This is a genomic window from Streptomyces sp. NPDC057280 (assembly GCF_042668605.1).
Taxonomy (GTDB): Bacteria; Actinomycetota; Actinomycetes; order Streptomycetales; family Streptomycetaceae; genus Streptomyces.
The window spans coordinates 878015-890442 of sequence record NZ_JBHUYR010000003.1 but is presented as its reverse complement, the minus strand read 5'-3'; the positions used below and the strand labels follow the sequence as shown (position 1 = coordinate 890442).

The 12428-nt window shown below is 73.5% G+C and carries 6 protein-coding genes; 1 reads left to right on the top strand and 5 read right to left on the bottom strand.

All coding sequences use genetic code 11. The features are described from left to right. Positions 1-34: 34 nt before the first annotated feature. A complete protein-coding gene (locus tag ACFUO4_RS22640) occupies positions 35-2236 on the bottom strand; it encodes an ATP-dependent DNA helicase UvrD2 (RefSeq protein WP_383487453.1) in 2202 nt (733 codons plus the stop codon). Between the two features lie 183 nt (positions 2237-2419). On the opposite strand from ACFUO4_RS22640, the gene ACFUO4_RS22635 reads away from it, so the two are divergent. Beyond that, entirely contained in the window at positions 2420-2662 is a 243-nt protein-coding gene (locus tag ACFUO4_RS22635; RefSeq protein ID WP_059192461.1) for a mycoredoxin, read from the top strand. A gap of 57 nt (positions 2663-2719) precedes the next feature. Here ACFUO4_RS22635 and nudC read toward each other — a convergent pair whose 3' ends face one another. The 4 genes from nudC to ACFUO4_RS22615 all read right to left on the bottom strand — a co-directional run bounded on the left by nudC (position 2720) and on the right by ACFUO4_RS22615 (position 12172). After that, complete coding sequence (gene nudC, locus ACFUO4_RS22630) at positions 2720-3661, bottom strand: NAD(+) diphosphatase (protein ID WP_079311777.1); 942 nt, start codon at positions 3659-3661, stop codon at positions 2720-2722. A 66-nt stretch (positions 3662-3727) separates the two neighbouring features. After that, positions 3728-5140: a dipeptidase gene (locus ACFUO4_RS22625; protein WP_079311784.1), complete on the bottom strand. Its 1413-nt coding sequence runs from the start codon at positions 5138-5140 to the stop codon at positions 3728-3730. 10 nt (positions 5141-5150) lie between these two features. Then, entirely contained in the window at positions 5151-8672 is a 3522-nt protein-coding gene (locus tag ACFUO4_RS22620; protein WP_383487448.1) for an ATP-dependent helicase, read from the bottom strand. A 110-nt stretch (positions 8673-8782) separates the two neighbouring features. Next, positions 8783-12172, bottom strand: a complete 3390-nt coding sequence (locus ACFUO4_RS22615; protein WP_383487445.1) for an ATP-dependent helicase — start codon at positions 12170-12172, stop codon at positions 8783-8785. Between the last annotated feature and the right edge of the window lie 256 nt (positions 12173-12428).

The following is a 12428-nucleotide window of genomic DNA, read 5'->3' as shown; positions in this document are numbered from 1 at the left end:
GGCATGCGCAAACTATTTTTTCGACGAGTTCGCCTCAGTCCCCAACTTCTTCCGCCCCGGGCTCCTGGCCTGCGCAGATGGCCAGAACATCGGCTCCGTAACGGTCGAGCTTGCGCTTGAGGACGCCGGGAATACGCGACAGCTCAACCGGACTGCTCGGCTCCGTCTCGGCGATGGCCATCAGGGTGCGGTCGGTGAAGACGCAGAAGTCCGGCTGTCCGCTGAGCCGCGCCTGGATCCCGCGCCACTCGCGCAACCGCTCGTAGAGGCCTTCGTCCATGTCGGAAGGGCAGTCCTCGCAGCGCATCAGCTTCATCTCGCCGGCGTCGGTGAGCGTGCGTCCGCAGACCCGGCAGCGGGCGGGGGTGCGCTGGGTCCGGCGCGGTACGACATCCGCTGCCGCGCCGCCCGTGAAGCCTCGCTCGACGCCTCCGGAGCCCGCACTGGCGGTCCGTCCCGCCGTCATGGCCGAGCCGGGGCGCAGCCCGTCGAGGAAGCGGCTGGGGCGGCGGTTGGGGCGGCCGCCGGGCGACCGGGAGAGCGCCCAGGAGACATGGAGGTGTTCGCGGGCGCGGGTGACCCCGACATAGAGGAGGCGGCGTTCCTCCTCGATCTGCTCGTCGGTCTTTGCGTAGGTGATCGGCATCATGCCCTCGGCCACGCCGACCAGGAAGACGACGTCCCATTCCAGGCCCTTGGCCGAGTGCAGGGAGGCGAGGGTGACGCCCTGGACGGTCGGGGCGTGCTGGGCGCCCGCGCGCTCGTCGAGTTCGGCGACGAGGTCGGCGAGCGTGGCGTCGGGTCTCGCGGCGGTGAAGTCCTGGGCCAGGTTCACCAGGGCGGCGAGCGACTCCCAGCGCTCCCTGACCGCGCCGGAGCCGGCGGGGGGCTCGGACGTCCAGCCTTCGCCGGAGAGGACGGCACGGACCTGGGAGGGCAGGTCGGGGGCGTCGTCCAGCCGCGCGTCGTTGCCGCCGAAGCGGGCCGCGCCGCGGAGGTTGACGATGGCTCTGCGCACCTCAGGGCGGTCGAAGAACCTCTCGGCACCGCGCAGCTGGTAGGGGACGCCGGCGTCGGCGAGGGCCTGTTCGTAGGTTTCGGACTGGGCGTTGGTGCGGAACAGCACGGCGATCTCGGCGGCCTGGACACCCGCGGCCAGCAGCTCGCGGATGCGGCGGGCGGCCCCCTCGGCCTCGGCGGGCTCGTCGGCGTACTCGGTGTAGACGGGCTCGGGGCCGGGGGCGCGCTGCGAGATCAGTTCCAGCCGGTGGTCGGCGGCTCGGCCGCTGGCCTGGGCGAGCAGGCCGTTGGCGAGATGGACGACCTGGGGGGTGGAGCGGTAGTCGCGGACCAGCTTGACGACGGTCGCGCCGGGGTGGCGGGTGCGGAAGTCGAGCAGATGGTCGGGAGTTGCTCCTGTGAACGAGTAGATCGTCTGGCTGGCGTCACCGACCACGCAGAGGCTGTCGCGGTCGCCGAGCCAGAGTTCCAGCAACCGCTGCTGGAGGGGGCTGACGTCCTGGTACTCGTCGACGACGAAGTGCTGGTACTGGGCGCGGACCTGGTCGGCGATGTCGTGCCGGTCCTGGAGGACGGCGACCGTGAGCAGCAGGACGTCCTCGAAGTCGATGACGGCGCGCTCGCGCTTGAGGTCCTCGTAGGCGGCGTAGAGCTGGGCGATCTCGGCGGGGTTGCGGGGGGCCTCGCGGCCGGCCTTGGCGGCGGCGAGGGCGTAGTCACCGGGGACGGTCTGGGTGACCTTGGACCACTCGATCTCCGCGGTGACGTCCCGCAGCTCGCCGCGGTCGAGGCGGATGCGGCAGGCGGCGGCCGCGTCGGCGACGAGCTGGATCTTGCGGTCGATGAGCCGGGGCATGGAACCGCCGACGGCTTTCGGCCAGAAGTACTGGAGCTGGCGCAGGGCGGCCGAGTGGAACGTGCGGGCCTGGACCCCGGCGGCGCCGAGCTGGCGCAGCCGCCCGCGCATCTCTCCGGCGGCGCGGTTGGTGAAGGTGACGGCCAGCACGCTGGAGGGCTGGAGGATGCCGGCCCGCACTCCGTAGGCGATGCGGTGGGTGATCGCGCGGGTCTTGCCCGTCCCGGCGCCGGCCAGCACGCACACCGGGCCGTGCAGGGCGGTGGCCACCTCGCGCTGCTCGGGGTCGAGCCCTTCGAGCACCGCGTCGGCCGAGTCCGGTACCTGCGGGAAGAGGGTGGAGTGCGTTGCTGCTGTCACACCGCCATGCTGCCAGGTCGGCGGGGACGGCTGTGCCGGTTGTCCACAGGCAGGGGCTCGCAGTCGTACTAATGCGGCAGGCGTCACGTGCGGGCATACCCCGGGTGGGAATGGTGACCCGGTTGCGTACGTTCCCCCACTGGACGACCTCTTCCCCCGAGCCATCAGAGGAGCGCGCGAGACATGCAGGGCACTGTGACGATGTACAGCACCACGTGGTGCGGTTACTGCCAGCGGCTGAAGAAGCAGCTGGACCGCGAAGGCATCGCGTACACAGAGATCAACATCGAGCAGGACCCGGCGTCCGCCGCTTTCGTGGAGAAGGCGAATGGCGGAAACCAGACGGTCCCGACCGTGCTGTTCGCTGACGGTTCGACGCTCACGAACCCGTCGCTGGCCCAGGTGAAGCAGAAGATCGCCGCCTGAGCGCACGCATGAGGTGAAGCGCCGCTCCCCCGGTTGGGAGCGGCCCCTTTCTCATGCTCAGACGCTGCGCGTCGGCAGCGGCTTGCCGTACCAGAGCTCGATCAGGCGGGCCGCGATCGAGATGCCGTACGGCGGCAGCACCTCGCCGGAGTCGAAGGCGGCGCCCAGTTCGTCGCGGGAGAACCAGCGGGCCTCGCCGATCTCGTCGCCGTCGACGTTGATCTCGGTGGAGGTGGCACGGGCCAGGAAGCCCAGCATGAGGCTGGACGGGAACGGCCACGGCTGGCTGGCGACGTACTCGACCTGGCCGACGGTGATGCCGGCCTCCTCGAAGACCTCCCGGCGCACGGCCTGCTCGATGGACTCACCGGGTTCGACGAAGCCGGCGAGCGTCGAGAAGCGGCCCTCGGGCCAGTGGACCTGGCGGCCGAGCAGGATGCGGTCGTCCTCGTCGGTGACGGCCATGATCACGGCGGGGTCGGTGCGCGGGTAGTGCTCGGCGCCGCAGGCCTGGCAGCGGCGGATGTGCCCGGCGGCGGCGATGACGGTGCGCTCGCCGCAGCGGGAGCAGAAGCGGTGGGTGCGCTGCCAGTTCTCCAGGCCGACCGCGTGCACCATGAGGCCCGCCTCGCGCGGCGACAGCAGCAGGCCCGCCTCCCGCAGGCCCGCCGGGCGGGCGGACTGGTCGATCCGGCCGGGCAGGGCGTCCTTCTGGAGGGCGAAGTAGCGGACGCCGTCCTCGTCGATGCCGAGGAAGTAGCGGTGGGCCTCGGTGAGGGGGGCCTCGAAGGCGGGCGTCATGACGAGTTCGGTACGGCCGTCGGCCGTCTCGTCGATGAGGACCTGACCGCCGGAGACCACGAAGCAGCGGGTCGTGGGGTGGCTCCAGGCCGCCGCGAGCCAGGCCTCGTCGAGCCGGTGGTGGGCGGCCCGGTCGATGCCGCTCGGGGCGGTGAGCGAGATGGGTCGGTCGGCGGTGTGGTCGGTCCAGGTGGTCACGGGTGCTTCCAACTCCCCCGGTGGAACGGATTGTTTCGGCGGGCGGTTCGGCGGGACGGACGGGGTTCAGGGCACATGGCGCCAGTGCTCCGCCAGGTCCCCCCACAGGTACGCGGTGGTCTCGACGCCCTTGAGGAGGAGGTCCAGCTCTACCTTCTCGTCGGGTGCGTGCCAGCCGTCGGACGGGACGGAGATGCCGAGGAAGAGCACGGGCGTGCCGAGGACCTCCTGGAGGTCGGCGGCCGGCCCGGAGCCTCCCTCGCGGGTGAAGCGGACCGGTTTGCCGAAGGCGCGGCCCATGGCGCGGACGACGGACTGCAGGGCCGGGTGGTCGAGCGGGGTCAGACACGGGCGGGTGCCCGCGCTGAACGTGATCTCGCACCGGATTCCGGCGGGAACCTGCTGGACCGCCCACGCGCGGACGATCTTCTCGATGTGGTCCGGCTCCTGTCCGGCGACGAGCCGGAAGGACAGCTTCACCAGGGCGGAGGACGGGATGACCGTCTTGCTGCCGGCGCCCTGGTAGCCGCCGCCGATGCCGTTGACCTCGGCGGTGGGGCGGGCCCAGATGCGCTCCAGCGTGGTGTGCCCGGCCTCGCCGTGGGTGGCGTACGACTTGGCGGTGCGCAGCCACTGCTCCTCGTCGAAGGGCAGCTCGGCGAAGAGGGCGCGCTCGCGGTCGGTGAGTTCGACGATGCCGTCGTAGAAGCCGGGGACGGCCACGCGTGCGTGCTCGTCGTGGAGGGCGGCGACCAGACGGGCGGCGGCGGTCGCCGGGTTGGGCACGGCGCCGCCGAAGGAGCCGGAGTGGATGTCCTGGTCGGGGCCGTACAGCTGGATCTCGCACTCGGCGAGGCCGCGCATGCCGGTGCAGACCGTGGGGGTGTCCTCGGACCACATGCCGGTGTCGGAGACGATCACGGCGTCGGCGGCGAGCCGGTCCGCGCGCTCCTCGACGAGGGCGCGGAAGTGCGGGGAGCCGGACTCCTCCTCGCCCTCGATCAGCAGCTTGAGGTGGACCGCGGGGGTCGTGCGGCCGGTGGCGGCGAGGTGGGCACGGACGCCGAGTGTGTGGAAGAACACCTGGCCCTTGTCGTCGGCGGCCCCGCGCGCGTAGAGGCGGTTGTCGCGGACGACGGGCTCGAAGGGGTCGCTGTGCCAGCCGTCGGCCAGGGCGGCCGGCTGCACGTCGTGGTGGCCGTAGACGAGGACCGTGGGTGCTCCGGGGACGTCGGACGGCCACTCCGCGAAGACGGCGGGGGCGCCCTCGGTCTCCCAGACCTCGGCGGTCGGGAAGCCGGTCTCGGTCAGCTTGGCGGCGAGCCAGTCGGCGCTGCGGCGCACGTCCGGGGCGTGGTCGGGCTGGGCCGACACGGAAGGGATGCGCAGCCACTCGGCGAGGTCGTCGAGGAAGACGGCGCGGTGCTGCTCGATGTACGCACGGACGGCGCTGACGACGCTGTCAACGGGATGGCTCATGGTCACGAGCCTATCGGCCCGCACCGACATCATCGGTGGGCGGTTCCTCACAGTTTGCTGGCGCGGAGGGCTCGTCCAGCAGCAGTCGCTCGAGCGTTTCCCGCGCGGGAAGCTCGTCGAGCCGTACGACTTCGCCACTGCGGATGTATACGAACGCGGCCGTGACCGACTCCAGGGGCACGTCCTGCTGCTCGGCCCAGGCGAGCCGGTACAGGGCGAGCTGGAGGGGGTCGCCGGTGCGGTCGCGGCCGGTCTTCCAGTCGACGATCTCGTACGTCGTCCGGCCGCCGTCGTCCGCCTTGTAGACGGCGTCGATCCGGCCGCGCACCACGCGTCCGGCGATGGCCAGCTGGAACGGGGCCTCCACGCGGTACGGGGAGCGGTGGGCGTACTCGGTGCGTTCGAACGCGTCCTTGAGGGCTTCCAGGTCGCGTTCGTCGTCGATGTCGGTCTCGTCGCCGCCCGGCAGTTCCTCCGGTCCCAGCAGGGGCAGCGTCAGCTCCTCGAAGCGGGCTTCCACCCAGGCGTGGAACCGGGTGCCCCGGCGCGCGGCCGGTTGCGGGGGGCGCGGCATGGGGCGCGCGAGTTCCTGCGCGAACCCGTCCGGGTCCTCCGCCAGCCGCAGGAGCTGCGAGACGGTGAGCGACGCGGGCAGGGGTACGTCGGTGACGGCCTCCCGCGCGCGCAGGAGCTCGCCGGTCAGGGCGTCGAGGTCGCGGTCCCAGGAGGCGAGCGTGCGGGCCTCTTCCGGGGTGAACGGGTCCTCCGGGAAGGGCGGTTCCGGGGCGGAGTGCCTCTCAGGCTCCGAAGGCGCGGGATGCGGGAGCGCCCGCGGGGCCTCGGCCCGGGGTTCCGGGGCCGTCGCCTGGTGCGGGACCGAGGGGCGGTCCGTGGTCCAGGAGTCCCAGTCGTCCGGGGCGTCCGCCGCCGCGGGGTCCTCTTCGTAGGGGACGTCGTCGTCCTCGGGCGGTGGCGGCCAGTCCGGGTCCTCGTACTCGTCCGGGTCGGGTGCGTGCCCGTCCGCGCGGGAGGCGAGGCGCTCCAGGTGGGCGAGGACCGTCTCGGCGGCGGCGCGACGGCGGGCCAGGGACGTGTCGTCCAGGGGCAGCGGCCACACCTGGTCGACTGTGGCCTGGCTCAGGGCCGGGTTCTCCTCGTCCTCGGCGGGCTCGTCGGCCCATGCCTCGATCTCGCCGAATCCGGCCTCGCAGTGCTCGCGGAGTGCCTGGAGGAAGTCGGACGGGCCACGGGGCTTCTTCTGGGCCGGGCCCCACCAGTGGCCGGAGCCGAGGAGGAGGGAGCGGGGGCGGGTGAAGGTGACGTAGCCGAGGCGGAGCTCCTCGGTGTGCTGGTGGTCCTTCATGGCCTCGTGGAAGGCCTTCAGGCCGCGCGAGTCCCAGGTCTCGACGTCGGGCAGGGTGGCGGCGTCGCCGCGCAGGTCGTGGGGCAGCACCTTGCCCTGGGCGGTCCACTTCTCGCGGCCCTGGGTGCTGGGGAAGGTACCGGTGACCAGGCCGGGGACGGCGACGACGTCCCATTCCAGGCCCTTGGACTTGTGCGCGGTGAGCACCTTGACGGTGTTCTCGCCTCCGGGGAGGGCGTTGTCGAGGCCCTTCTCGTACTGGGCGGCGGTGCGCAGGAAGCCCAGGAAGGCGAGCAGGGTGGCCTCGCCGTCGCCCGCGGCGAAGGAGGCGGCCACGTCGAGGAAGTTGGAGAGGGTCTCCCGGCGGCGGGCGGCCAGGGCGTGCGGGGACGCCGACAGCTCGACTTCCAGGCCGGTGACGGCGAGGACGCGGTGCAGGACGTCCATCAGCGGGTCCGCGAGCGAGCGGCGCAGGTCGCGCAGTTCGGTGGCGAGCCGGGCGAACCGCACGCGCGCGTCCGGCGAGAACGGCAGCCCGTCGTCCTCGTGCTCGGTGTCGAACGGCAGCTCGAGGAACGTGTCCAGAGCGTCCGCGAGCGATATCACCTCGGACGGGTCGACCCCCTCGACGGCCTCCGCGAGCCGCCGGTCCCGGTCGTCGCCGGCGTCCACGCGCGCGTGGGACACGAGCAGGCGGGCGCGGCGCCCGAGGAGGGCGAGGTCGCGCGGGCCGATGCGCCAGCGCGGGCCGGTCAGCAGGCGGACCAGGGAGGCGTTGGCGCCGGGGTCCTGGAGCACTTCGCAGACGGCGACGAGGTCGGCGACCTCGGGCAGGTGCAGCAGGCCCGAGAGGCCCACCACCTCCACCGGCACGTCCCTCGCGACCAACGCGCCCTGGATCTCGGCGAAGTCGGTCGCCGTGCGGCACAGGACGGCGATCTCGCCGGGCGCCTTGCCGGTGTTCACGAGGTGGGCGAGGGAGTCGGCGATCCAGTCGATCTCCTCGGCGTGGGTGCGCAGCAGGGCGCAGCGCACCATGCCGTCGCGTTCCGCGCCGGGGGCCGGGCGGAGGGCCTCCACGCCCGCGTGCATGGCGCGCAGGGGCTCGGCGAGGCCGTTGGCGAGGTCGAGGAGGCGGCCGCCGCTGCGGCGGTTCTCGCTGAGCGCCTGGCGGGTGGCGGGGCGGCCGTCGGCGTGGGCGAAGTGCTCGGGGAAGTCGTCGAGGTTGGCGACGGAGGCGCCGCGCCATCCGTAGATCGCCTGGCAGGGGTCACCGACCGCGGTCACGGGGTGGCCGGTGCCGCCGCCGAACAGGCCCGCCAGGAGGATGCGCTGGGCGACCGAGGTGTCCTGGTACTCGTCGAGCAGCACGACCCGGAACTCGTCGCGCAGCACGCGCCCCACGTCGGGGATCTGGGCGAGTTCGGCGGACAGGGCGATCTGGTCGCCGAAGTCGAGCAGGTCCCGCTCGCGTTTCGCGGCCCGGTAGCGGACCACCAGTTCGGCCAGTTCGCGGCGGGCCGCGGCCGCTTCGGGGACTTTGCGCAGGTCGGCGTTGGTGAGCTTGGCGCCCTGGAGGGCGAGCAGCAGCTCGGCGTCGTACGCCCGCAGGGCCTCCGGCCGTACGAGGTGCTCGGCGAGCTCGGCGTCGAGGGTGAGGAGGTCGCCGACGAGGTCCGGGAAGGAGCGGGTCAGCGCCGGGTAGGGGCCGGGGGCTTCGCGCAGCACACGCGCGGCGAGCTGGTAGCGGGTCGCGTCGGCGAGGAGCCGGGAGGTCGGTTCGAGCCCGATGCGCAGGCCGTGATCGGTCAGGAGGCGGCCTGCGAAGGCGTGGTACGTCGAGATCACCGGCTCGCCCGGCGGGTTGTCCGGGTCGATGACGTCGGGATCGGTGACGCCCGCCTTGACGAGCGCCTTGCGGACGCGCTCGGCGAGTTCACCGGCGGCCTTGTTGGTGAACGTGAGGCCGAGGACCTGTTCGGGGGCGACCTGGCCGGTGCCGACCAGCCACACCACGCGGGCCGCCATCACCGTCGTCTTGCCCGAGCCGGCACCGGCCACGATCACCTGCGGGGCGGGCGGCGCGGTGATGCAGGCCGTCTGCTCCGGGGTGAACGGGATGCCGAGGAGCTCCTTGAGCTGATCGGGATCGGTGATACGGGCGGGCATGTCGCAGAGGCTAGCGGCGGCCACTGACAGTCGAGGACGAATCGCCTCTCGGTTCGGAAGAAGCGCAGGTCAGCACGCGTGGTGCGACTGGTCACAGGCGGGGTGCTGACTCACTCCACCACGTGCCGGCCCTCGGGCCGCGCGCTGCACGACGCCCGGAAGGCGCAGTGGGTGCAGTGCTGGCCGGCCGTCGGGGTGAACCGCTCGTCGAGGACCTTGCCGGCCGCCGTGGCGAGCAGGTCGCCGACCCACTCCCCTGCCGCGCCTTCGATGGGGTCCTGTGCCTGCACCTTGGGCAGCGTCTCGCCGCCGTCCCGCTTGGCGGCGCCCTGGCGCAGCTGGACGAGTTCGGCCCCGCCCGGCTCGGGGCGTACGCCGTCGAAGGCCTCGTCCACGGCGCCTTCGCGGACGGCGAGCTGGTAGACGGCCAGCTGCGGGTGGTGCTCCACCTCACGCGCAGTCGGCGCCTGTTTGCCGGTCTTGAAGTCGACGACATAGGCGCGGCCCTCGCCGTCCGCCTCGACGCGGTCCATCTGGCCGCGGATGCGCACCTCGTAGTCGCCGGCTTCGAGGGTGACGTCGAAGTCGTGCTCGCTGGCGACCGGGGTGCGGCCGGTGCGGTCCATGACGTGCCATTTGAGGAAGCGTTCGAGCGCCACGCGCGCGTTCTCCTTCTCCTGCGCCGACTTCCAGGGCGCGTCGAAGGCGAGGGCGTTCCACACGGAGTCGAGGCGCTCCATGAGGACGGCGAGATCGGCCGGGGTGTGTCCGGAGGCGACCTCGTCGGCGAGGACATGCACGACGTTGCCGAAGCCCTGGGCGACGGTCGCGGGCGCGTCGGCCTTCACCTCGCGGCCCAGGAACCATTGCAGGGCGCAGGTGTTGGCGAGCTGGTCGAGGGCGCTGCCGGAGAGCACGACGGGCTGGTCGCGGTTGCGCAGCGGCACCTTGGACTCGGTCGGCTCGAACATGCCCCACCAGCGGTAGGGGTGGGCGGAGGGGACGAGCGGGCGGCCGTCCTCGTCGGTGAGGGCGGCGAGCCGGGCCAGGCGGCGGGCGGCGGCCTCCCTGAGGGCGTCCGACGCGCGCGGGTCGACGGTCGTCGCGCGGAGTTCGGCGACGAGCGCGGCGACCGACAGGGGGCGGCGCGGGCGGCCGGTGACGTCCTTGGGTTCGACGCCGAGCTCGGTCAGGAAGCGGGAGGGCTGGTCGCCGTCGTCGGCCGGGGCCTTCACCGCGGTGACGACGAGGCGCTCACGCGCGCGTGTGGCGGCGACGTAGAACAGTCGGCGCTCCTCCGCCAGCAGCGCGCCCGGGGTGAGTGGTTCGGCGAGGCCGTCGCGGCCGATGCGGTCAGCCTCCAGGAGGGAGCCGCGGCGCCGCAGGTCGGGCCACAGGCCCTCCTGGACGCCCGCGACGACGACCAGACGCCACTCCAGGCCCTTGGAGCGGTGCGCGGTCATCAGGCGGACGGCGTCGGGACGTACGGCACGCCGCGTGAGGGTGTCGGCGGCGATGTCCTCGGCGTCGATCTCCTCCAGGAAGTTCAGCGCGCCCCGGCCCCCGCTGCGCTCCTCCGCGCGGGCGGCGGTGGCGAACAGCGCGCACACGGCGTCCAGGTCGCGGTCGGCGTTGCGGCCGGCCGCGCCGCCGCGCCGGGCGGCCCGCTCCAGGCGGCTGGGCCAGGGGGTGCCGTTCCACAGGTCCCACAGCGCCTCCTCGGCGCTGCCGCCGCCCGCGAGGCGCTCCCGGGCCTTGCGCAGCAGCGCGCCCAGCCGCTGGGCACCGCGCGCGTAGGCGGGGTCCTGCACGGCCAGCCGCTCCGGCTCCGCCAGCGCCCGCGCGAGCAGCTCGTCGGAGGGCGGCGGAAGGGGGTTGCCGGCGGCGCGCTCCTCGTCGCGCAGGGCACGACCGAGACGGCGCAGGTCGGCGGCGTCCATGCCGGCGAGCGGGGAGGTGAGGAGGGCGAGGGCGGTCTCGGTGTCGAGCCAGCAGGGGGCGGGCTGCTCGGGGGCGGCCTCCTGAGGCGCGGCGTCCCGTGGCTCGGCCTCCGGCGAGGGCTCGTCCGACGCGGGCTCCCCTCCCGGCCCTGCCGATGCCTCCGCCGCCTCCGCCGTGGCCACCGCCCGCAGTGCGGTCAGCAGGGGTGCGACCGCCGGTTCGTGGCGCAGGGGCAGGTCGTCGCCGTCGATGTCCAGCGGCACCCCGGCCGCCGTGAGCGCCCGGCGCACCGTGGGGATCGTGCGCGACCCGGCGCGTACCAGGACGGCCATCTCGCCCCAGGGCACGCCGTCCTCCAGGTGCGCCCGGCGCAGGATGTCGGCGATGTTGTCCAGCTCCGTGCCCGGCGTCGGGTACGTGAAGACCTCGACGCGGCCGCCCTCCCGGACCGGGGCGAGGTCGCGGTGGGCGCGGACCTTCTCGGCGGGCAGCCGGGTCAGCGGCATGCGCTGGGTCAGCAGACGGGTGGCGGCCAGCAGGCCGGCGCCGGAGCGGCGGGAGGTGCGCAGCACCTCGACGGGCGCCGGGCGGCCGTCCGCGCGCGGGAAGGCGTGCGGGAAGTCCAGGATGCCGTTCACGTCGGCGCCCCGGAAGGCGTAGATCGACTGGTCGGGGTCGCCGAGGGCGACCAGGGTGCGGCCGCCGCCGGCAAGGGCGTGCAGGAGCCGCACCTGGGCCGGGTCGGTGTCCTGGTACTCGTCGACGTACACGGCGTCGTACTGGGCGGCGAGCCGCCCGGCGACCTCGGGGCTGTGGGCGAGGAGCACCGCGCGGTGGACGAGTTCGGCGTAGTCGAGGACGCCCTGGAGGTCGAGGACGTCGAGGTACTCGGCGAGGAAGGCCGCGGCGGCCCGCCAGTCGGGGCGGCCGATGCGGCGGGCGAAGGCGTCCAGGGCGCCCGGGTCCAGGCCCAGCTCACGGCTGCGGGCGAGGACCGCGCGGACCTCGTCGGCGAAGCCGCGGGTGGTCAGACAGGCGCGCAGTTCGTCGGGCCAGCGCACGTGCGCGAGGCCGAGGCGCTCCAGGTCGGGCTGGCCCGCCAGGAGTTCGCGTACGGCCACGTCCTGCTCGGGGCCGGACAGCAGCCGCAGCGGCTCCACGAACAGGTCGCTGTCCTGGTGGGCGCGGACCAGGGCGTAGCAGAACGAGTGGAACGTGGTCGCCTGCGGCGCTCGGGCGGCCCCTATGCGCAGCGCCATGCGGTCGCGCAGCTCGACGGCCGCCTTGCGGCTGAACGTCAGCACCAGCACGCGCGCGGGGTCACCGCCACGGGCGATCCTCGCGGCCACGGACTCCACGAGGGTGGTGGTCTTGCCGGTGCCCGGACCTGCGAGGACGAGCAGCGGACCACCCTTGTGCTCAACCACGGAGCGCTGTGCGGCGTCCAGAGGAGGGGGATCCACTCGGGCCGGCGGGGTACGCACCAGTCGGTAAGCGCCACGGTTCCCCTGGCGCACCTGGGGGTGCGCCAGGCGCCTGGTGGAGGAAGAGGAGCTCACGTGGTTCGCCGGTCCTGGTGGGTGTGCTGGTTGGCTGTCCGCCGTGCGTGCAGGGCGGTGATCGCGGGGTGAGCGGGGCGCGTGCAGCCGACGCTACGCCGACGAACGGATCGGAAGCAGGGCTTCCGCTTCTTCCCTCGGGGCACTCGCGGCACTCGCGACACGTACGTCCCTCGCCCCACGAACGTACGTCATGCCACGGACGTGCCCCCGTTCCCCCGTACGGATCACAGGCTCCCCCTGGGCCCGTCCGATG